The organism is Sporomusa acidovorans, assembly GCF_900101845.1.
Taxonomy (GTDB): domain Bacteria; phylum Bacillota; class Negativicutes; order Sporomusales; family Sporomusaceae; genus Sporomusa; species Sporomusa acidovorans.
This window is the reverse complement of sequence record NZ_FNAM01000011.1, coordinates 24,002-45,263: the sequence shown is the minus strand read 5'-3', so window position 1 is coordinate 45,263 and position 21,262 is coordinate 24,002. Positions and strand designations below refer to the sequence as shown.

General features: G+C 47.9%; 24 protein-coding genes and 1 pseudogene. 21 read left to right on the top strand and 4 right to left on the bottom strand.

Going from position 1 to position 21,262, the window contains the following annotated elements:
- Window positions 1-7 precede the first annotated feature (7 nt).
- The 8 genes from BLR65_RS29025 (at window position 8) to accC (ending at window position 6,800) form a co-directional block, all read left to right on the top strand.
- Window positions 8-232 carry a hypothetical protein gene (locus BLR65_RS29025; protein WP_143122544.1) on the top strand — a complete coding sequence of 75 codons (225 nt, stop codon included), beginning with the start codon at window positions 8-10 and terminating at the stop codon, window positions 230-232.
- Window positions 210-1,436 (top strand): NRAMP family divalent metal transporter, encoded by a 1,227-nt coding sequence (locus BLR65_RS09705; RefSeq protein WP_245692663.1) that lies wholly within the window; start codon window positions 210-212, stop codon window positions 1,434-1,436. Before BLR65_RS29025 ends, BLR65_RS09705 begins: the two co-directional genes overlap by 23 nt.
- 74 nt (window positions 1,437-1,510) lie before the next feature.
- Window positions 1,511-2,275, top strand: coding sequence for a LamB/YcsF family protein (locus BLR65_RS09700; protein WP_093793996.1), 765 nt, complete (start codon window positions 1,511-1,513; stop codon window positions 2,273-2,275).
- Between the two features lie 25 nt (window positions 2,276-2,300).
- Complete coding sequence (locus tag BLR65_RS09695) at window positions 2,301-3,092, top strand: putative hydro-lyase (protein WP_093793995.1); 792 nt, start codon at window positions 2,301-2,303, stop codon at window positions 3,090-3,092.
- Window positions 3,093-3,128: 36 nt separating this feature from the next.
- On the top strand, window positions 3,129-3,887 hold the full coding sequence (pxpB, locus tag BLR65_RS09690; protein WP_093793994.1) for a 5-oxoprolinase subunit PxpB: 759 nt from the start codon (window positions 3,129-3,131) through the stop codon (window positions 3,885-3,887).
- Complete coding sequence (locus BLR65_RS09685) at window positions 3,884-4,891, top strand: 5-oxoprolinase subunit C family protein (protein ID WP_093793993.1); 1,008 nt, start codon at window positions 3,884-3,886, stop codon at window positions 4,889-4,891. Before pxpB ends, BLR65_RS09685 begins: the two co-directional genes overlap by 4 nt.
- A gap of 58 nt (window positions 4,892-4,949) precedes the next feature.
- The gene (accB, locus tag BLR65_RS09680) at window positions 4,950-5,396 is read left to right on the top strand and encodes an acetyl-CoA carboxylase biotin carboxyl carrier protein (RefSeq protein WP_093793992.1); all 447 of its coding nucleotides are present in this window, start codon (window positions 4,950-4,952) and stop codon (window positions 5,394-5,396) included.
- 51 nt (window positions 5,397-5,447) lie between these two features.
- On the top strand, window positions 5,448-6,800 hold the full coding sequence (gene accC / locus BLR65_RS09675; protein ID WP_093793991.1) for an acetyl-CoA carboxylase biotin carboxylase subunit: 1,353 nt from the start codon (window positions 5,448-5,450) through the stop codon (window positions 6,798-6,800).
- Between the two features lie 69 nt (window positions 6,801-6,869).
- Here accC and BLR65_RS09670 read toward each other — a convergent pair whose 3' ends face one another.
- The gene (locus BLR65_RS09670; RefSeq protein WP_093793990.1) at window positions 6,870-7,523 is read right to left on the bottom strand and encodes a flavodoxin family protein; all 654 of its coding nucleotides are present in this window, start codon (window positions 7,521-7,523) and stop codon (window positions 6,870-6,872) included.
- Window positions 7,524-7,638: 115 nt separating this feature from the next.
- Here BLR65_RS09670 and BLR65_RS09665 point away from each other — a divergent pair, with 115 nt between their 5' ends.
- From BLR65_RS09665 to BLR65_RS09630, 8 genes are all read left to right on the top strand, one after another.
- Window positions 7,639-7,965 (top strand): winged helix-turn-helix transcriptional regulator, encoded by a 327-nt coding sequence (locus BLR65_RS09665; protein WP_093793989.1) that lies wholly within the window; start codon window positions 7,639-7,641, stop codon window positions 7,963-7,965.
- Between the two features lie 97 nt (window positions 7,966-8,062).
- On the top strand, window positions 8,063-9,658 hold the full coding sequence (dcuS, locus tag BLR65_RS09660) for a DcuS/MalK family sensor histidine kinase (RefSeq protein WP_169716997.1): 1,596 nt from the start codon (window positions 8,063-8,065) through the stop codon (window positions 9,656-9,658).
- A complete protein-coding gene (locus tag BLR65_RS09655) occupies window positions 9,651-10,313 on the top strand; it encodes a response regulator (protein ID WP_093793987.1) in 663 nt (220 codons plus the stop codon). Before dcuS ends, BLR65_RS09655 begins: the two co-directional genes overlap by 8 nt.
- A gap of 137 nt (window positions 10,314-10,450) precedes the next feature.
- Window positions 10,451-11,773: a 2-hydroxycarboxylate transporter family protein gene (locus tag BLR65_RS09650; RefSeq protein WP_093793986.1), complete on the top strand. Its 1,323-nt coding sequence runs from the start codon at window positions 10,451-10,453 to the stop codon at window positions 11,771-11,773.
- Window positions 11,774-11,796: 23 nt separating this feature from the next.
- The gene (gene citD, locus BLR65_RS09645) at window positions 11,797-12,123 is read left to right on the top strand and encodes a citrate lyase acyl carrier protein (RefSeq protein WP_093794066.1); all 327 of its coding nucleotides are present in this window, start codon (window positions 11,797-11,799) and stop codon (window positions 12,121-12,123) included.
- Entirely contained in the window at window positions 12,083-12,958 is an 876-nt protein-coding gene (locus BLR65_RS09640; protein ID WP_093793985.1) for an HpcH/HpaI aldolase/citrate lyase family protein, read from the top strand. Before citD ends, BLR65_RS09640 begins: the two co-directional genes overlap by 41 nt.
- A complete protein-coding gene (gene citF, locus BLR65_RS09635; protein ID WP_093793984.1) occupies window positions 12,955-14,499 on the top strand; it encodes a citrate lyase subunit alpha in 1,545 nt (514 codons plus the stop codon). Before BLR65_RS09640 ends, citF begins: the two co-directional genes overlap by 4 nt.
- Window positions 14,500-14,873: 374 nt before the next feature.
- A complete protein-coding gene (locus BLR65_RS09630; protein WP_093793983.1) occupies window positions 14,874-16,034 on the top strand; it encodes a pyridoxal phosphate-dependent aminotransferase in 1,161 nt (386 codons plus the stop codon).
- An 84-nt stretch (window positions 16,035-16,118) separates the two neighbouring features.
- On the opposite strand, the gene BLR65_RS09625 is transcribed toward BLR65_RS09630, so the two are convergent.
- Window positions 16,119-16,754 carry a LysE family translocator gene (locus BLR65_RS09625; protein WP_093793982.1) on the bottom strand — a complete coding sequence of 212 codons (636 nt, stop codon included), beginning with the start codon at window positions 16,752-16,754 and terminating at the stop codon, window positions 16,119-16,121.
- 254 nt (window positions 16,755-17,008) lie between these two features.
- On the opposite strand from BLR65_RS09625, the gene BLR65_RS09615 reads away from it, so the two are divergent.
- The 3 genes from BLR65_RS09615 to BLR65_RS31755 all read left to right on the top strand — a co-directional run bounded on the left by BLR65_RS09615 (window position 17,009) and on the right by BLR65_RS31755 (window position 18,140).
- Complete coding sequence (locus BLR65_RS09615) at window positions 17,009-17,473, top strand: hypothetical protein (protein ID WP_093793981.1); 465 nt, start codon at window positions 17,009-17,011, stop codon at window positions 17,471-17,473.
- Between the two features lie 165 nt (window positions 17,474-17,638).
- Complete coding sequence (locus BLR65_RS09610) at window positions 17,639-17,839, top strand: small, acid-soluble spore protein, alpha/beta type (RefSeq protein WP_093793980.1); 201 nt, start codon at window positions 17,639-17,641, stop codon at window positions 17,837-17,839.
- Window positions 17,840-17,912: 73 nt separating this feature from the next.
- Window positions 17,913-18,140 (top strand): ArsR/SmtB family transcription factor, encoded by a 228-nt coding sequence (locus BLR65_RS31755; RefSeq protein ID WP_093793979.1) that lies wholly within the window; start codon window positions 17,913-17,915, stop codon window positions 18,138-18,140.
- Here BLR65_RS31755 and BLR65_RS31600 read toward each other — a convergent pair.
- The gene (locus BLR65_RS31600; RefSeq protein ID WP_342741378.1) at window positions 18,039-18,335 is read right to left on the bottom strand and encodes a transposase; all 297 of its coding nucleotides are present in this window, start codon (window positions 18,333-18,335) and stop codon (window positions 18,039-18,041) included. The genes BLR65_RS31755 and BLR65_RS31600 overlap by 102 nt on opposite strands.
- On the opposite strand from BLR65_RS31600, the gene BLR65_RS29680 reads away from it, so the two are divergent.
- Entirely contained in the window at window positions 18,309-18,491 is a 183-nt protein-coding gene (locus BLR65_RS29680; RefSeq protein WP_169716984.1) for a hypothetical protein, read from the top strand. The genes BLR65_RS31600 and BLR65_RS29680 overlap by 27 nt on opposite strands.
- A gap of 162 nt (window positions 18,492-18,653) precedes the next feature.
- Window positions 18,654-19,523, top strand: a complete 870-nt coding sequence (locus BLR65_RS09595) for a class I SAM-dependent methyltransferase (RefSeq protein ID WP_093793978.1) — start codon at window positions 18,654-18,656, stop codon at window positions 19,521-19,523.
- Window positions 19,524-20,180: 657 nt separating this feature from the next.
- Here BLR65_RS09595 and BLR65_RS09590 read toward each other — a convergent pair.
- A pseudogene (locus BLR65_RS09590) lies at window positions 20,181-20,981 on the bottom strand (P1 family peptidase); the annotation flags it as partial.
- Window positions 20,982-21,262: the final 281 nt, after the last annotated feature.

Genomic DNA, 21,262 nt, shown 5'->3' with positions numbered 1-21,262 from the left:
AATAACTTTGGGGAAAATCGAATGCCCCTATTTAATTTTTCAAATTTACATCCCGGCAGTTAGATGGTATGATAAGAAAAATCAAATTCCGCAAGAAGCAAAGGCGCTTCCAACAAACACAGTTTTGTTTGGAGAGCCTTTTTGTCTTTTTACTGAAATCTTTTGTTCGGTAGCGGAAGAAGACAAGACAATAAAATGGGGGGGTTACTGTGGAACCAGTAAAAAATGTTAATCCAGGTTATCAGAAGAAAGTGAAATCCAGTTGGGAAGTGTTGTTAGGCGCCGCCTTTTTGATGGCAACCTCGGCTATCGGCCCGGGTTTCTTAACGCAAACGACGGTATTCACGCAACAGTTGGCGGCAAGCTTTGGTTTTGTCATTCTTATGTCGATTGTATTGGATGTCGGTGCCCAGTTGAATGTTTGGCGGATCATTGCCGTTTCCGAAAAGCGCGGGCAGGATATTGCCAATATGGTTTTTCCGGGGCTGGGCTATTTCGTCGCCTTGCTGATTGTCTTAGGCGGTCTTGCTTTTAATATTGGCAATATTGCCGGGGCGGGCTTGGGGTTGAACGTAATTTTCGGCGTTACCCCGGTAACCGGCGCGATGATTAGTGCGGTCATTGGTATTGGAATCTTTCTTGTGAAAGAAGCAGGCAAAGCCATGGACCGGTTTGCCCAGATTGCCGGTTTTGTCATGATCGGCCTGACTGTCTATGTAGCTGTCTCTTCGGCGCCGCCGGTAGGAGAAGCTGTGGTAAAAAGTATTCTGCCTGACAAAATTGATATGTTTGCCATCATTACGCTGGTTGGCGGTACAGTAGGCGGGTATATTACCTTCGCCGGCGGGCACCGACTGCTTGATGCCGGTATTCGTGGCAAAGAGGCAGTTCCGGAAGTAACGAAAAGTTCGGTTTCCGGTGTTTTGGTTACAGCTATTATGCGGATTGTATTATTCTTGGCAGCGTTAGGTATTGTCGCCCAGGGTCTTGCCATTGATCCGGCTAACCCGCCCGCTTCGGTGTTTAAGCTGGCAGCAGGCGATGTAGGCTATAAGGTGTTCGGTATTGTCATGTGGGCGGCGGCCGTTACCTCTGTTATCGGGGCTGCTTATACATCGGTTTCTTTTATCAAGACTTTTAGTTCCGCGGTTGCTAACAATGAAAAAATGGTTATTATTGGTTTTATCTTAGTTTCGACTTTGATATTTGCCATTGTCGGCCGGCCTATCAAAGTACTGGTGCTTGTGGGAGCCTTGAACGGACTTATTCTGCCGATCACCTTGGCCACAATTTTGGTTGGCGCTTACATGAAAAAAATTGTCGGCGACTATAAACATCCGTTGTGGATGACTATCTTTGGCGGAATTGTTGTGGTGGTTATGGCCTATATGGGCGGTTACACCTTAATTCACGAATTACCGAAACTTTTCTTATAATGTGAGAGACTATGCGGTATAGGAAACCGAACCTAAAAGTATAGTTATTTATAAAATTTCTGGAGGTATAGAATATGTACCGGATTGACCTAAACTGTGATTTGGGTGAGAGTTTTGGCGCTTATACAATCGGCATGGACGAAGAAATATTACCGTTTGTAACTTCGGCGAATATTGCCTGCGGTTTTCATGCCGGTGATCCGGCGGTTATGCGGAAAACAGTTGCCCTTGCGCTGAAAAATAACGTGGCCATTGGGGCTCACCCCGGCCTGCCGGATTTGGTTGGCTTTGGCCGTCGGCAACTGGATATTGCGCCGCAGGAAGCATATGACCTGATTGTCTATCAGCTTGGCGCCTTAGCCGCTTTCGTCAAAGCAGAAGGGGGAGCCATGCAGCATGTTAAGCCGCACGGTGCTTTGTATAATATGGCCGCTAAAAGTAAACTTTTGTCAGAGGCTATTGCCGAAGCCGTCTATAAAGTGGATCCGCGGTTAATCCTGTTTGGCCTTTCCGGCAGCGAGTTGGTTAGTGCCGGTGAAAGAATCGGTCTCAAAACCGCGCATGAAGTGTTCGCCGATCGTACTTACCAACTGGACGGCTCATTAACGCCGCGCAAACAGCCGGATGCCCTGATTACCAGCCAGGAGGAGGCCGTGCGGCAAGTCGTTCGCATGGTCAGGGAAGGCAAGGTGTTGTCGCGCCAGGGACAGGATATTGCCGTCAAGGCGGATACGGTATGCATTCACGGTGATGGCATTCACGCGCTGGAGTTTGCCCGCAAGATACGGGAAGATCTCCTTGCTGGTGGAATTGCCGTTAAGGCGATCGGTAAACAATAGATTAAGTAACAAAAGAGGGATAACGATGAGTGAATTTGCGAATATGAGTCCGGCTGAAGTGCGTGCCATAATTCGCCGGAATGAGTGGACAAAACCGACATCAGGTATGGCCAAAGGATTTACCCAGGCCAATCTGGCTATTTTAAGAAAAGACATTGCCTTTGATTTTCTGCTGTTTTGCCAGCGTAATCCCAAGCCTTGCCCGGTACTGGATGTTACCGAAGCCGGGTCGCCGGTGCCCAGGCTTGTGGCGCCGACGGCCGATATCCGGACCGATATTCCCAAGTACCGGATTTACCGGCAGGGTGAACTGGTAGACGAAGTAACAGATATTCTTCACTATTGGGAAGACGATATGGTGGCTTTTCTCATCGGCTGCAGTTTTACCTTCGAGCATCCGCTCATGAACAGCGGCATTCCTGTACGGCATATTGAAGAAAATTGCAATGTGGCCATGTATAAGACCAATATTCCCTGTGTAAAAGCAGGGCGTTTCGAAGGACCGGTGGTAGTGAGCATGCGGCCGATACCCGAAAAAGATGTCGTGCGGGCCGTGCAGATAACTTCCCGTTTTCCTTCCGTTCACGGTGCGCCGATTCATATCGGCAATCCGGCCGGCATTGGCATAAAAGATATTGATAAGCCTGATTTTGGCGACCGTGTTACCATAAAACCGGGCGAGGTTCCTGTGTTCTGGGCCTGCGGCGTTACACCCCAGGCAGTGGCGATGCAGATCAAACCCGAACTGATGATTACCCATGCCCCCGGCCATATGTTCATAACCGATGTGCAGGATGAGAAGTTCAGCGTGCTGTGAGTAAAAAATGGCGCAAGCGACACTGAGGTGATACAAATGAAGCAACAACCAGCATCTGCCGCTCCTCACTATCAACTGTCGCCTGTCGGCGAAGCGGCCATTATGGTGGAATTCGGCAAGGGTATTCATCCGGAAACCAATAAAAAAGTAAAGGCCTTGGCCGATCATCTTGATCAACAGCCTTTACCGGGAATGCTGGAATATGTGTCGGCCTACTCCAGCGTTACCGTATTCTTTAACCCGGCTCAGGTCCAAGAGTTCCACAAACAACAGTCTGATCAGCAACCCGGGCTGCTGGCTTATCAAATTGTTGCCGCCAGGCTTGCTGAAGTGTTGAGAAGTTTGGATCACAGTACGGTAACAACGCCCAGGACAGTGGAAATTCCGGTTTGCTATGGCGGCGAGTACGGGCCGGATCTTGAATATGTGGCCGAGCATAATAAACTAACGGTGGAAGAGGTTATTGAAACCCACTGCCAGGGGCAGTATCTGGTCTATATGATTGGGTTTGCTCCGGGATTTCCCTACCTTGGCGGCATGTCGGAAAAAATCGCTACTCCCCGCAGGTCATCGCCACGTCTCGAAATTCCGGCAGGTTCCGTGGGTATAGCCGGTATGCAGACAGGCGTTTATCCCATTGCCACTCCCGGTGGCTGGCAGTTGATCGGCCGCACGCCGCTGCCGCTATTTCGCCCCCGGAAGGAAATTCCCAGCCTGCTGCAAGCCGGGGACCTTATCCGGTTTAGACCGGTCTCGCCGGCCGAGTATGAAGAATATCAGGAGGCAAGGCCATGAAAATCACGGTTTTACGTCCCGGCCTGCTTTCCAGTATTCAGGATTTAGGCAGGTACGGCTTTCAAAAATACGGTGTGATCGTAAGCGGCGCGATGGATTCCTATGCACTGCGCGTAGCCAATATTCTGGTTGGCAATGAAGAGGGCGAGGGCGCGCTGGAAATGACCTTAATGGGGCCGTCGCTGCGGTTGGAACAGGATACGTTGCTGGCTATAACCGGCGGCAATATGGCGCCTGCCGTCAATGGCGCGGCCGTGCCATTATGGCGGCCAGTGTTTGTCAAACAAGGCAGTGTGCTTGAGTTTAAAGGCTGCAAGCCGGGCTGCCGCACCTATCTGGCTGTGGCCGGCGGGTTTGCCATCCCGCCGGTCATGGGCAGCAAAAGCACGTATTTGCGGGCCGGCATCGGCGGTTTTCACGGGCGCGCCTTACAACAGGGAGATATACTGCCGCTTACGTCTTCCCTGCCAGAGCAAGCCGGCCGCTTAGTCAAACAACTGGCCGGCAAACTGCAGGGAAAATTTTTTGCCGCAACCGACTGGCATGCGGCAAAAATGCATATTCCTCAGTCATCCGCGCCTATTCAGGTACGGGTGACTTGCGGCAGTCAATACGAACAGTTTACAGCAGATAGCAAAACCCGGTTTTTTAACCAACCTTTTCAGGTTGCCGCGCAGTCTGACCGGATGGGCTATCGCTTGTCAGGGATGGTGCTGGAATTAAAGGAACCGTCGGAAATGATTTCCGAGGCGGTTGCGCTGGGCACGGTTCAGGTACCGCCTGACGGCAAGCCGATCATCCTGCTGGCAGACCGGCAGACCGCCGGCGGGTATCCCAAAATAGCCCAGGTGGCGGCGGTTGATATTGCCCTGATTGCTCAGGCCAGGCCGGGAGACCATATCAAATTTCAGGAGATATCACATATAGCAGCCGAACAGCTCTATCTTGAGCGGGAAGCCTATTTGCAGCAACTCAAACAGGCCATTGCGCTGCGCGTAATGTAGCTTTTGAGAAGCTGTTTGGCTGATGCGTAGCGGTAGGAAAGATCAAGGAGTGACATACGTGTTTACTATTGCTGAAATAAAAGAATTGATTCAGGCTGTGGATCAATCGTCCATTAATCACTTTGAATGGAATCATCAGGGCGCCAAGCTGGTTATTGCGAAAAATCCCAATTTGCCGCAGGGTCAGCCTGCCGCCGAGCCGGCACGATTTAATCCTGCTCCGCGGGAAACCGCAGCGCCGGTTATCACGGAAACAGCGCAATCGGCATTTGTTGAAATTCTGTCCCCGACAGTCGGGACTTTTTATGCAGCCCCCGAGCCCGGTGCCGCACCGTTTATTACAATTGGCGGCAAGGTAGAAGCGGATACGGTTGTTTGCATTTTGGAAGCGATGAAATTATTCAATGATGTTTCTGCGGGTGTAACCGGGGAAATTGTAGAAGTCCTGGCCAAGGACGGCGATTTTGTCGAATATGGTCAACCATTGTTTTTGGTAAAGCCCTAGGCGGCTCTGGGTGTAGCAAAAAGGTGTGTTTACGGATAAAGGAGAAAAACAATGTTCAAAAAGATTCTAATTGCTAACCGGGGCGAAATTGCTGTCCGCATTATCCGGGCCTGCCGTGAAATGGGGATTACGACTGTTGCCGTGTATTCGAAAGCCGATGAACAGGCATTACATGTAAAGCTGGCAGATGAAGCCTATTGTATCGGGCCGGCTGCGGCCAAACAAAGCTACTTATGTATAACAAATTTACTCAGTGTGGCGGCAGCAGCCCAGGCCGACGCCATTCATCCCGGTTATGGCTTTTTGGCTGAGAATGCTGAGTTTGCCGAAGCCTGCGGTGCTTGTGGGGTAACATTTATCGGTCCCAGCCCGGATGCCATCCGGCGAATGGGTGCAAAAGCAATTGCCCGGGAAACGATGAAGCAGGCGGGAGTTCCGATCATTCCGGGAACGGACGGAATTATTGAAGACCTGGAAACAGCTCTGGCTGTGGCGGCGAAGATTGGTTACCCGGTGATTGTCAAGGCGACTGCCGGCGGCGGTGGCAAGGGTATGCGGGTTGTTACCAATGCGGCCGATTTAGAACAGGCTATTCGCCAGGCACAAAAGGAAGTAGAAGTTATTTTTGGTGATCCTGGCGTCTATTTAGAGAAATATTTGGAAGAGCCCCGCCATGTGGAGATGCAGATTATGGCCGACAATCACGGCAATGTAGTGTATCTGGGCGAGCGCGACTGCTCGATTCAGCGCCGTCACCAAAAGCTTGTGGAAGAAGCACCTTCGGCAGCCCTGGATGATGAGGTCCGGCGGCAGATGGGGCAGGCCGCTGTACTGGCCGCACGGTCGGCTCATTATCAGGGGGCCGGCACGGTAGAATTTTTGCTGGATAAGCATGGACATTTTTACTTTATTGAAATGAATACCCGCATTCAGGTTGAGCATGCCATTACTGAAATGGTTACCGGTATTGATTTAATAAAAGAGCAAATTGCCGTGGCAGCCGGTTGTCCGCTGTCTTTTTCGCAGGCAACTGTGCAAGTTGACGGCTGGGCGATTGAGTGCCGCATCAATGCGGAAGACCCGGCCCGGAATTTTCTGCCCTCCCCCGGAAAGGTTGGCCGTTACCTTCCCCCGGGCGGTTTTGGTGTCAGAATTGACAGTGCCGTATACAGTGGTTATGAAATCACCCCTTTCTACGATTCCATGATAGCCAAGGTAATCGTTTGGGGTAAGACCAGGCAGGAAGCCATTGCGCGGATGAAACGGGCACTGGCCGAATTTGTCATTGAAGGGGTGCAAACGACCATTCCTTTTCATCAAAAATTACTGAATCATCCCCTGTTTGTTGCGGGCAGGGTGACGACAGGATTTGTGGAAAACTACGGGGATAGCCTGTTAGAGTAAACGGGCAAATAAAATGCAAACAAACCCTCCTGCGAGCACCATTTGGTACTCACAGGAGGGTTTGTGGCTTTATTGAGCAGTCTGAGATGCAAATCTTACTCCCATGTTAAAGGCCTTTTCACAGTCTAGAGGAAATACCTCTTTGCGTCTTTGCGCTTTATCCGCTTCATTAAATGCTGTTACAACGTATTTGGAATAATTATCGAACTGATAAGTGTCGTTAACAAATAGCGGCTCGGCTGTTCCCAAGATCCGGCCTAGCGCCATTTCGGCTGCTTTAAGATTATTGTCGTAGCCGGCGGCTTTCATTCGCTCTTCGGATACATTCATGGTATAGATAAGTCCTATAGGAATTTTTTTTGTAAACAAGGAAGAGTAGTTAGCGTCATATACCAGGTAGGGAAATGCCAGGCGTTCCATGAAAGAGCGCATCTCTCCCGTAACATTTCCAAAGTAAATCGGTGACCCCAGAATAAGTGCGTCAGCTTGTTCAACCTTCTTAAGGACAGGGGTCAGGTCATCTTGCAATGCACATTTTCCATAGCTTTTGCCATTCTTGACCTTACAGGCAAAGCAGCTTCTACAACCCTTAAAATTTAGGTCGTAAAGGTGGATGAGTTCAGTCTGAGCCCCTTGCGAGGCGGCCCCTGCCAATACCTTGTTGAGCAGTATTGCCGTGTTCCAATTTTTCCGGGGGCTGCCGTTAATAGCCAGTACGTTCATCGAATCCCTCCCAGTTTATCATCGGTACTTGATTATCTGACTTAAATTATATATCATTTTATTAAAAAGAAAAGTATGCACTTACAGGATAGATACTATCGAAAAGGAGAGTGTCATGGCAAACTGGCCGAAAAATTGCAATTGCCCAATTACGTATACACTTTCTATTGTTGGCGGCAAGTGGAAATGGTTAATCTTATACAAATTGTCCGAAAACCGGGTGCTGCGTTACGGGGAACTCAAAAGGGCACTGCCGCCCATTACCCATAAAATGTTGAGCCAGCAGCTTAAAGAGTTGGAACTCGAGCAGTTGATTCATCGTGAGGAGTATCATCAAATTCCACCCAAAGTGGAATATTCACTAACCGATAAGGGGAAGACCTTGATGCCGATTTTAACATGCATGTCTGAATGGGGAAGGAAAAACGGACCGTTTAAATAAGCCGGACTCATCCGCCTATGCCTGCAAACTTTTTTAGTGCGGAATATATAGTCAGCGGAACATGGCTCTAAAAATCGGAAAACAGGGGTGGAGAAATGTGACTTATACATTAAATCTGCAAGGGAAAATTATCTTGCTGGTTTGCAGTGTTGTGCTGTTGGCACTACTGACGACTAATTGGCTGATTTCCACGCATGTCGCTAATGGCATCACTAATCAAATGGGGCGGTCTGTTATGGACATAGCCCGTATTGTTGCTCATTCGGAGGTGGTAGCTGAAGGGCTGGCAGGGTTACGCGACGAAAAGGATATGCAGGGTTATTCAAAAGTCATGCGGAGTTTAACGAATACAGCCATTGTGGTCGTGTTTGACATGCAGGGAATCCGTAAATCACATCCTGATGAAAGCTTACTTGGCTACCATGTGGTTGGTGGTGATGAGCAACCGGCACTTCAAGGCAAGGAATATCTTTCGTATGCCAGTGGAACAGTAGGACCCCAGCTTAGGGCCTTTACACCAGTATATCATAACGGACAACAAGTTGGCGCGGTCGTGGTGGGTATTCATCTTGGCGATGTAGAACAGGCGGTAAGGGAAAGCCGTAATCGCATCTTTTTCGCAATTCTGCTGGGAATGGCAATTGGCATAACGGGTGCTGTTCTGCTTGCCCGGAGTATCAAGAAGACACTGTTCGGATTAGAGCCGGCGGGAATTGCCAAACTGTTAGAGGAAAGAAATGCAATGCTGCAATCGGTTAGAGAGGGGATTCTTGCCGTCGACCTAACTGGCAAAATAACATTGGCAAATGACGCAGCCATTGCGATACTCCATAGTGCAGGTACGTCAGGTAATCCTATCGGGCAGGAAATTGAAGGGTATATTCCCAACACTGGCCTCAGACGGGTGATGGCACAGGGTATACCTGAGTTAAACCAAGAACAGGATTTAAATGGTGTGCGCATCATTACCAATAGGGTTCCCATCCATGTTAATGGCACGATTGTTGGTGCCATTGCCACATTTCGGGATAAAACCGAGATTAACAAACTGGCGGAAGAACTCACCGGCGTCAGGGGTTATGTCGATGCTTTGCGGTCGCAGACACATGAATTTATGAATAAGTTACATGTAATTTTAGGACTCGTCCGGCTGGAATGCTATGATCAGCTTGCGGCTTATATCAAACGGATTGCCAACGATCAGGAAGCCGAGGTCGCCTTTGTCGGCAAGCGGATCAGAGAACCGGCGGTGGCCGGGCTGGTGTTAAGCAAGTTGAGCAGGTCAAGGGAAATGGGCGTCAGCATGGCAATTGAAGAAGAAACGCTCATGACTGCGGAAACGGCGTCTGCGGCCAACTACGAGTTAATTACCATACTGGGTAATCTTCTTGACAACGCTCTGGAGGCCGCGGAGAGTTCGGATGAGAAAAAGGTTACTTTGTCTATTAGTGAAACAGATAATCACTGTATTATCCGGGTTGCGGACAGCGGGCCTGGATTAATGCAGGATGTGAGGGAGCGGATCTTTGAAAGAGGTTTTTCCACCAAAGGGGAAAACCGTGGTTTTGGGCTTCATTTAGTGGAAAGCTGTGTAAAAAAAATGCAAGGCACAATAGAATTTAAGAATTCTTCGCCGGGAACTGAAGTTGTCGTTACGATACCCCGTTATAGAGAGGAGAATCGGAATGATTAATGTACTTATCGTGGAAGATGACCCTACAGTAGCTGAGCTTAATCGCCGCTATTTGGCTCATGTTGAAGGGTTTCAACTTCACAGCATCGCCAATGACTGCCGGCAGGCGCTTAAAATATTGGAAACTGGTACCGTTGATTTGATATTAGTTGATATTTTTATGCCTGGTATGAATGGCTTGGAAATGTTGAAAAAGATTAGAGAGGCCGGGCATGGAGTGGATGTTATTATGGTGACAGCGGCCCGGGATTCGGCCAGCGTAAAAAAAGCGTTGCGCCTGGGGGCTGTAGACTACCTGATCAAGCCTTTTGAGTTTGAGAGGCTGAATATGGCCTTGCAGCAGTATAAGGTCAGAGTGGAGGCCATTGACAGCTGTGATACGGTCTGTCAGCGGGATATTGATACACAAGTGCTGGACCGGCAGAGAAAGTGTGGCTTGCCTAAAGGGCTGGAGAAGCATACACTGCAAATTGTTAAAACGGCAATTGATAAGATCGGGGCCCCTTTTACGATTGAGGAGTTGGTTAAAGAAATCGGTGTTTCCCGGGTAACTGTGCGCAAGTATCTTGACTATCTGGAAACCAGCGGAATGTTAACCGTGGAACTTATGTATGGTTCCGTTGGCCGGCCGGTCAACCGCTATATTCCCCACTAAAATAAATTGACGATTTTATTTACTGCGATCTACGGATCGCAGTTTTTAATTTCAAAATACTTTAAAAAGTTTAATAAAGTTTAATATTTCTATTTTTTCCGTTACCATAAAATCAAATCAATAAAGGAGGTAATTTCATGAACGTGGAGACTCAAAATTCCGCCCCGCAGCCGCAGGCAAAGGAACATTCTCTCATGACGCTAAAGATTGGCCCGCTTCCGTTGCCTATTTATCTCATTCTGGCAGTGATCATTTATACAGCTTCTGTTTACAGTAAGCTACCCGCCGATATGATTGGCGGCATAGCTGTCCTGATGATTCTGGGAATGTTATTAGGGGATATCGGCATGAGGGTACCGGTGCTTAAGGATATCGGCGGCCCGGCAATTCTTTCTATCTTTGTTCCGTCCATTATGCTCTTTTATAACCTGATTAATCCTGCTTCTTTGAAGGCGATTACCGCATTTATGAAAGGTTCCAATTTCCTGTATTTTTATATCTCCTGCCTCATTGTCGGCAGCATCCTGGGAATGCAGCGGGCAGTACTGATTCAAGGCTTTGTCCGGATGTTTTTTCCGCTGCTTGTGGGTACGCTGGGGTGTATTGCCGTTGGTGTGACGGTGGGTACGCTTACCGGAATTGGCGCCTACCATTCATTTTTTTATGTGGTGGTTCCCATTATCTCCGGTGGTGTAGGCGAGGGCATTCTGCCGCTTTCTATGGCTTATGCCGATATAACGGGGCTGACGAATGACAAATTTATTCCCCAACTTGTTCCTGCTGCCATGCTGGGCAATTTGTTTGCAATCATGGCCGCAGGCTACTTGCGGCGGTTGGGTGAAAAGAAACCCCAGCTTACCGGTAACGGTGTGTTAGTAAAGACAGGCAATGACGACCTGATCCGTGCCGCCCAAACAGCCGAAAAGCCTGTAGATTTTTCGCTTATGGGTGCCGGGCTTATTCTGGCAATGAGTTTTTTCGTCTTTGGACAAGTTGTCAGCCTGTTTATTCCTATTCCGGCTCCCATTATCATGATCTTTTCAGCCGCTATCCTTAAGGCGCTTGGTATTATGCCGGCCAAAATGGAACAGGGAGCGTACCATTTATACCGGTTTGTTACAGCAAGCTTAACCTGGCCGCTATTGGTCGGGGTTGGTGTTATGTATACTCCCTGGAAGGACGTAGTGGCTGCCATAACGCCCGCTTATGTCGTTACTGTCTTTTCGACGGTGGCAGCGATGATTGCTGCCGGTTTCTATGTGGCGAAGCCTCTTAAAATGTATTCGGTAGAATCCGCTGTTGTTACCGCCTGTCATAGCGGTTTAGGCGGAACAGGTGATGTGGCTATTCTTTCAGCGTCCAATCGTATAGAACTTATGCCCTTTGCACAGGTATCCACAAGGCTTGGCGGCGCCTGCATGGTGGTCATAGCGGCCATCTTCATGAGGTTATGGAGTTAAAAAATCCGGAGGGAAGGATGAATATGACCCAGCTAACACAAGCCCAGGCGGGAACGCTGGAATCCAATGATATTATGATAACCGTAGTTCCCAACCAGGCTGAAAAAGAAGTTACCATTGAGCTGCAGAGCTTGGTGCTGGCTCAGTATGGAAAGCAAATCCGTAAAGTGATTGCGGACACTGTCAGAGAGCAGGGCGTTACCGCATTAGCTGTCAAAGCAATCGACCGCGGGGCTCTGGATTGTACCATTCGGGCCCGGACCCTTACCGCTTTGTCCCGGGCCGGAGTGACGCTGAAGGAGGTGCACCATGGGACTGAGAAGGACCTTACTGTTTATACCGGGCAATAATTCCGGAATGCTGCAAAATGCCGGGATTTTGGGGGCTGACGCGCTCATCTTTGACCTTGAGGACGCTGTGGCGCCGCAGGAAAAAGATGCTGCCAGGCTGCTGGTCGGTCAGGCGCTGCGCACGATTGGTTATGGCCGGTGCGAGAAAATAGTGCGTATCAATCCGCTGGATGTATCCGCTGAGCAGGATATTCGTTTTATTGTGCCCTGCCATCCTGATGCGTTAATGATTCCCAAAGTCAATACGCCCGAAGATATACGGCAAGCAGCCACGTGGCTTGAACAATACGAGGCTCCTGACCAAAAGCCGGTCAAGCTGATTGCTCTGATCGAGACGCCGCTGGGAATTGCGAACTGCTTCCCGATAGCGAGTGCCCACCAACGGCTTGTCGCTATGGCCCTTGGCGCTGAGGACTATACCGCCAGCCTTGGCGTGCAAAGAACCAAAGAAGGCCGGGAAATTTTTACTGCCCGTACCACTTTGGTTAATGCGGCGGCGGCGGCCGGTATTCAGTCTATTGACACACCGTTTACCGATATGCTGGACGAAGAAGGACTGGTCCGGGATGTCGCCTTTGCCAGACACATTGGCTTTAAAGGTAAGCTGGTTATCAATCCTCGCCATATTGATGCTGTCCATGAAGGCTTCAGTCCCAGTGCGGCAGAAATTATGTGGGCTCACCGGGTTGTAGCGGTTATCAAACGGGCGGCGGAGCAGGGCACCGGTGCCGTATCGCTGGATGGCAAGATGATTGACAAACCTATTGTCGAGCGTGCTGAACGGGTATTACAGCTCGCGCAGGTGCTCGGCCTGGAAGGGAGGCAGCAGTCATGAAAAATGCAGTTGGCCGTGTAGTACCTGAACACTTGGCTGGATATGGTGCAGTAAAACCGTTTGCCGGTGCTTTTCATACAATTCCTGCTATGTGTCGGCAGGCGCCGGCGGTAAAAATTTGCAAGCCGGGTCAAAGCAAGCTTGTCAATAATCTGGAAGAAGTGTTTCAACAGATTCCCGTAAAAGACGGCATGACACTGTCTTTTCACCATCACTTCCGCAACGGTGACGGCGTCTTGAATATGGTCTTGGCTACAGCCGCCAGACTGGGACTCAAAAATCTGACAATCGCCGTAAGTTCAGTATTTCCTGTGCATGCACCGCTTATCGAGCACATCAAAAACGGTGTGGTAACCGCGCTGGACACGAACTATATGTCCGGGCCGGTGGCCGAGGCCATTTCCCGGGGATTACTCGACAAACCGGTCATGATGCGAACCCATGGCGGGCGGGCCCGCGCCATTGAGTGCGGCCAGCTCAAGATTGACGTGGCGTTTATTGCCGCTCCTGCCGCCGATGATTATGGAAATATTAACGGCGTGCAGGGGCCGGCGGCCTGCGGTTCATTAGGCTATGCAATACCTGATGCCGAGTATGCGCAGTATGTGGTTGCCGTTACCGATTATCTCTGCGAATACCCGCTTGCTCCGGTTTCCATCTCCCAGACCAGAGTGGATTATGTAGTAAAGGTAGACTCAATCGGCGATCCCAAGGGAATTGTTTCCGGCAGTACTAAAGTGACCAAAGACCCGGTTGGCCTTAGAATTGCGCAGACAGCAGCCAAGGTTATTAAAGCAGCCGGACTTATCAAAGAAGGCTTATCGTTCCAGACGGGGGCAGGCGGCGCATCGCTGGCAACTGCCCATTTTGTCGGCAAAATGATGGAACAGGCCGGGATTACGGCCAGTTTTGCCATGGGGGGGATTACCGGCTATTTGGTCGATATGCTAAACCGCGGTTTGCTGCGTAAAATTACCGATGTGCAAGGCTTTGATCTTGATGCGGTTCATTCCATCGGGAACAATCCCAACCATCTGGAAGTAAGTGCCGGCCAATACGCTAATCCCTTTAATTCCGGCTGCATTGTTAACAAACTGGACACGGTATTTTTAGGGGCCACGGAAATTGATACCGATTTCAATGTCAACGTGACGACCGGCTCTAATGGTCTGATTATGGGTGGCTCGGGCGGTCATAGTGATGCTGCGGCCGGTGCCAAGATCACATTAATTGTTGCCAATTTATTGCGCGGGCGCTTGCCGACGGTAGTGGACAAAGTACTGACCGTAACCACACCCGGGGAGACGGTCGATGTACTGGTTACGGAACGGGGGGTAGCCGTTAATCCGCGGCGCGGCGATTTGCGGGAAAAATTACTGGCCGCCGGCCTATCAGTGAAGGATATTCGCGAACTGAAACAGGAAGCGGAAAAGTTGGCCGGCGTTCCGGAAAAAATAAAAACAAGCGACCGGATTGTCGCAGTTGTGGAATACCGCGATGGAACGATGATCGATGTTGTGCGCCAAGTGCTTGATAAATAGCAGGATTGGCGGTAAGCATTACTGGAATACCACAATCGAGTAGAAGGCAGGGGACTTCCGATAAAGAGCCCTGCCTTTCTTTATTGTTGGGTTGCGTCAATTTTAAGAGCGCAGCAGGCAATTACAGGATAGGGAAGGCAAAGTATACGATATGGTGTTCAATATAAGTAAAAAAGAAACAATTTTCTAATAAATGTAAGCGGCAGGAGTTTCTTTGTGCGTGCAGAATGTAACTATTCATAGAGTTCACTATAGCAAGACATATATAGTTAAACCATGATACACTTCAAGACAATTCGGTGCGAGAATAATGGTTGACTTAGATGAGTGTATATGTTATTGCAAATCTTTAGGTATAGGAGTGCGTTTATTATATGAAAGGTTATTCAAAACTTACCGAAGGCTTATTAGGTCAGCCAATGCTGGAGATTTTAACCACTGTTTGCGCGCTGGAAGCTGCCGGGAAAAAAGTATACCGCTTTGAAGTGGGGGATTCAGCTATCGATGCGTATCCTCACATTGTGGATGCAGTTAAAAAGGCTCTGGATGAAGGACATACCAAGTATGTTGACTCATTGGGCATTTTACCCTTAAGAGAGGCCATCTGCGACTACACCAAACGGAAGCTGGGATTTAGGCCTGATGTGTCGCAGGTTGCCATTATGCCGGCTAATAGTGTGATTGACTTTGTTATGCGCAGCGTAGTCAACCCGGGTGAAGAAGTTGTTTTCTCCGATCCGGGGTTTGCCGTATATATTGCGGTTGCCAGTTATTTGGGAATGAAGGCTGTTAAGGTTCCCGTTCTGGAGAAAAATGATTTCAGGCTTAACCCCGAAGATCTGTTAGCACGGATTACGGACAAAACCAGACTGGCAATTATTACGTCGCCTCAGAACCCGACCGGCGGGGTAATGACAGAGGCTGAAATGCTGCGGGTAGCAGAAATTGCCAAAGAAAAGGATATTTATCTATTAAGTGATGAAATTTATGCAGAAAACATCTATGACTGCCAGCACTATTCACCGGCTGTGGTTGATCAATGCCGGGAACGGACCATCATTTTAAGCGGATTTTCCAAGGGACACTCCATGTCCGGCTTCCGGTTGGGATATGCGATTGGCCCCAGTGATTTGATTGCCAAAATGGGTCAAATGTTTGAGACTGTCTATACCTGCGTGCCGCCTTTCATTCAATATGCCGGTATAGCGGCCCTGAATACACCAAAAGAATTGATGGCAGAGCGCGTAAGTCGCTATAAAAAATTGCGGGATCTGATGGTGAAAAGATTGAACGAAATCCCCGGTATTACTTGTGCGACACCGAAAGGCGCCATTTATGTTTTCCCCAATATTACCGGTACCGGACTTTCGAGCAGGGAATTTGCCAAGGTTGTACTGGAAAAAGCCGGCGTGGCCGTTGTGCCGGGCTGCTGCTTCGGCGAGGGCGGTGAAGGTTATGTCCGCCTATGTTACGTGCGTGACGAAGAAACTATCGAAGAAGCCTGCGCAGCCATAAAAAAGGCATTAACCAAGTAGCTCCTTTGTTGATCAAAGAAATCAGGATAAGAAATAAGGCCTGAACCATGTACTGTGGTCCAGGCCTTATTTATATGTATTTTGTTATGTTCTTTCTACAAATGCCAAGCGTACCCCCAAGGCAATCAAAATGGAACCAAAGGCACGGTCAAGCCAAGAACTCATGGCTTGATGTCTGCGTAAACAGCCGGTAATCTTGGCAGCCAGGAAAATAAAAGAGAACTCAACGGCAAAACCCATGAGAATAACAAGAATGCCCAGCCCCAATAACTGCAACGGCACAGTCCCGATTTCCGGACGAATAAATTGCGGTAGGAAAGCCATAAAAAAGATGGCGGCTTTGGGATTGAGAATATCTACAAGCATTTCCTGTTTAAATGCGGCCCAGGAAGATACGGTCAGCAAATTTGCGGCAGGCAGTTCCAGCGTATTTCCGTGGCTGCGAAAATTTTTGATGCCCAGGTAAATCAAATAGGCAGCCCCTACATACTTGACAAGCGAAAAGGCAAGAACCGAAGTTGCCAGGATAGCAGACAGCCCCAAGGCGGCAGCCGTTACGTGGACTAAAGCTCCTGTACCGACGCCAAGTGAACAAGCCATGCCGACATTTTTGCCACTGGCGATTGTGCGGGAGAGTATATACAGCAAGTCAGGTCCAGGCGAAATATTAATAGCGAGTGAAGCCGAAAGAAACAACAGCCAATATGTAATATCATCCATAAGTTTTTGCCTCCTGTTTTAAATATCCATTTTGTTCCATCCATGTATTATTATACACGATTCATAGCAAAATAAAAATGAATAGCTTGTGACAAAACGGTGAACCTTATACATAGGCATCCTAATTATTTTTATGGCAAAATCATGTCGGAGGAAACAAAATATAAACTGGCACATGACCTTGGTTTTGGTGAGAAGGTCGAAGACCATGACGGGTGAGATGTAGCTGAATAACCTTTCTAGGGGGGCTTCCCATGAACAATCAAATAATAATGTGGTCTATGTTAATAATTCCGTGGTTTACCTTGCCCTTTATGAAGAAGGATAGCATTAAACGTTTTTCACCTGCTATAATACTAACGGCATTAATAGTAACAATTACCCATGAAATTGCCCATGCGTTTCGATGGTGGATAGCGCTTGATAGTATTGTCCCATGGGGTTACATAACGAATATATCTTACTCATATGGCCTTTTCTTAGTAGGGACATATTGGGTTTTCCATTTTACTTATAGAAGATTTTGGTTATACATGCTATTAAATACCGCAATCGGTGGGTTATGGGTTTTCCCGATACTTCATTTTCTTGAACGAATGAAAATTTTTCAGTATGTAAATATCAATGAATGGTTCTTATGGCTAATTAATATTATCATTGCTTTAATAATTTATAGCTATCAGGTTTGGCATGATCATATCTTTAGCTTAAAAGATTAAAAACAGGAACAAATCACAGACTCAATTCCACTTTGAGACTTGCTAAATATTCCCAAAAGCAATTTTTCGTGCGCTTTGGATAAGCATTTTTAACAGAATAGCTTTTGGCATAACGGCAAATACTATACATAGGTTTCCAAAAATTATAGCTGGAGGTGGCTGTATATGGGAAAAGTTATGTCGGAAGAAACAAAATATAAATTAGCGCATGATCTTGGTTTTGGTGAGAAGGTTGAAGACCATGATTGGTCGGATGTAACCACCGGTGAGGTTGGCTCGATGGTTAGAGAAGCAATTAAACGTGGTGAGCAGGCAATAGCGGAAGAAGCAAAAGTCAATGGCGCAGTTCATCAGAATGCGAAATAAAAGAAAGATCCCCCGGAGCTTGATATGAAGCGCCCCCTGTCCAAGTAGACAGTAAAAAAACAAAAGTTTTCTGATGTCAATCTTTTTACAAAGGTTGGCATCATTTTTTGCTACGAATGTTAATGAAGTCTTTTGCGTTTCTGATGTGGCCCAGCAACTTGGCATCTCCCAGCCTGCTGCGTCTCAACACATAAAGATTTTAAAGAATGTTGGAATTCTTGAGGAGAATCGAAGGGGTTTTAGAGTATTCTATACAATTAATCGCAATGATTGCGCGTTTGTGGCCCCTACGCCGCTTTAGTTGCAAGTAGCGGTTTCGGATTTCGGGATGTTTTTCGCTTTTGACTATAGCGGTAGCACACTGTACCAAAAGAGGCTTGATGTAGCAGCCGACTCTCGAAATTCTTACTGACTTTTTCTTGCCGGCACTCTCATTGTTAGTAGGAGTAAGTCCTGCCCAAGAGCACAAATGCTTGGATGTCGGGAACACGTCCATATTCACGCCGATTTCCGAAACCACGGCAATGGCGGAAAAATGATGGCCGTTACTCCTCCCGAACTGATTGCAAGTAATTTGCATGTCGGGCCAAAATTTTTACATGCATTGCAGGACGAGGAATCACCTGTGGTTATGTGTCCGTGGTTTTCCTAACCCGCAGCTAATCATTTAGGGCGCCTGGCAATTGATATTGGGTGCGTAGTTGCCTAGCATGGCATTTATTGGTCATTATAGATTTTTATATATTAATTCAGGGGAATAATAACCCTAAATAACTTAGAGTCCGGAGTCTAAGAGTAGAAGGGAAAGTATGCTATGGCAAATAAAAAAAACGGGCAAACCGCCTTTAATGTTGCGGCAGCACGCTTGATTGAACAGTATCAATACAAAGAAATCAGACTGTTTACAGATCCTGTAATTAAAAACTTTTTTAATTGGCCTATCCGATTCCTGATGAAGTTTAAAATAATTAGAGATTGGATAATCAGATTCAGTGACAACAAAACTAAGGGCATTTTTGGTTCACAAATTTGTCGGACTAAATATATTGACGATTCGCTGCAAGCGGCTATCGAAAATGGGATAGGACAAGTTGTAATATTGGGCGCCGGTCTCGATACACGGCCGTATCGGCTACCCGGCCGCGGCCAAATTAAGTTTTTCGAAGTGGACATGCCTTCTATCCAGGAATATAAGAAGAAAAAAGTTGAAAACTACCTCGGCTCATTGCCGGGCAATGTGGTGTTCATTCCAATTGACTTCAATATCCAAACGCTGGATGAAGTTTTTACCGGAAAGGGATTGGACTTTTCTAAACCGGTAGTTTATATCTGGGAAGGGGTTACACCGTATATTACCGAAGAAGCCGTAAGTAATACCCTGCGTTTCATTTCCCGGAGTTCTCCAGGGAGTATCGTCGTATTCACGTATATTTTAAAAAGTGTGGTAGAAAAAAACTCCGACATTGAAGGTGCGAACGAGCTGGTGAAATATCTTGAAAAATATGGAATAATCTGGCATTTTGGACTCGATCCGTTACAGGTAGAAGATTTTTTGCAACAGTTTAATCTTAATTTAGTTGAAGATATGGGAGCGTCATTTTACCAGGAACAATATTTAAAGCCGCTAGGGCGGCGGTTAGAGGTGTCAGAAATTGAACGAATTGCTTATGCAAGGGTAATCTAAAGATACGGCAATTCGCGAATTGGAGGAGAAAAATAGTTCGTATAGAAGTCATTACTTATTCAAGATTTTCCATACCTGAAATGATTTCGCCAATCAGAATATGAATTTCAATACTGGCAGGCGGAACTGTCATTGGGCGACGCTACTATAAGGGAAATGCCTTGAGGTCTATTCTAATAGACTTCGAGGCTTTTTGTTTTTTTTCCATGTAGCAAAGCGGCATGGGGCGCGAGGTGGGAAACAAGAAATATTTTTTTATTTGACAAAAAGTAACAGGATTTTTCTTCCTCGGATTAGAATCATTCTCAAACAGAGATTAAAACAGCAAATGGTGGAATATGTTCATTGGTTTGTTAGTTGTCGTGATAAGGGGGAAGAATAAATCGATTTTTTGCCGTCCGAAGTGTTGATTTGAGTTCAACGCAGCAGCGAAGCGAAAAATGATACGGCGCATCAGAATGCAAAATAAATAGAATGACCTGAAGTTTTATTTGAAATTTCAGGTCATTCTTATTGAGACTATCTTAAAAGCTGTGTACACCATCCAAGATGATGTATATTAAAGGCACTCAAGTTAGAGATTTTACTTATGAATAAAAGAGAAATGATCGCAGAAACGGAAACCTTTGGCAGGATCAACTGTCACGGATTCAACTTCTACTTTGGTGCATATATCCCAGATTGTGCCGCCAATGCCCCCCGGATAATGGCTTCCTCCAGTACCGCTGCAGCGGCTGTGCCCACCAGTGTAACGAGTTCGTCACTCGACAGATCACTGGGGTCTGAACCCAGGGCGAGGCAGAAAATCGTGTCACCATCCGACTGAGTGTGATCGGGGGAGATGGCTCGGGCCATTCCGTCTTCGGCGAGTACTGCCACCCGGTTGGCTTCTGCCTTGGTCAGCAGCGCGGTGGTCGCCACTACGGCGATTGTGGTGTTTCTGGTCTGGCTGTGCGGTGACGGCACACCAGCCAGCATCGCCCGGGTCTGATTGACAAAGGTTCCGTCAGGATTTAGTGCTCCGACGACGATACGCCCCCCGCACCATACGTCTCCGACGGGGTTGACTACCGCCAAGGCTGCCACCACGGGACCGCCAGGAATGCAAAGGGAGGCAGTGCCCAGTCCGGACTTCATCGGCCTACCGTAGATTTTTCCCGCTGTCGCTCCTGCTCCGGCACCCACATTTCCTTCTGGCACGGGACCCGCATTTGCAGCCTGGCAGGCGGCGTAGGCCAGCGCCGCGTTTGGCGGGGGGGACCCCTTGGCGAAGGGGAGGTCGTAGATGACCGCCGCGGGTACAAGCGGTACATCGTCGATTCCTTGTTCAACGATCCAACGCATCACTCCACCCGACGCTGGCAGGCCGAAGAAACTACCGCCTGTGAGGAGGACGCCATATACAGGATACTCCGCGGTGCCAGGGCGGAGTATATCGGTGTTTTGGGTACCGGGGCTACCTCCGCTTACGGAGGGTTTTCTATATCGCCAAGCATATCGCCAATCTCAACTGCAACGGTCATAACATAAAACGATTATCTTCAATTAGTCCGGATTTCTTTACAGCGGGGTATTTAAACTTCTCTTTTATTCAATATCATAATATGTAAACTGAAACAAAAATGTGATTTGGTAAGTTTGGATAAGTAAAAAAATAATCAAGGTTGGCGAAAGCTTGATCGCGGAATAAATAAAAAATCCGAAGTCTTTGAGTAAGGCTTCGGATTTTGGTTATGCCG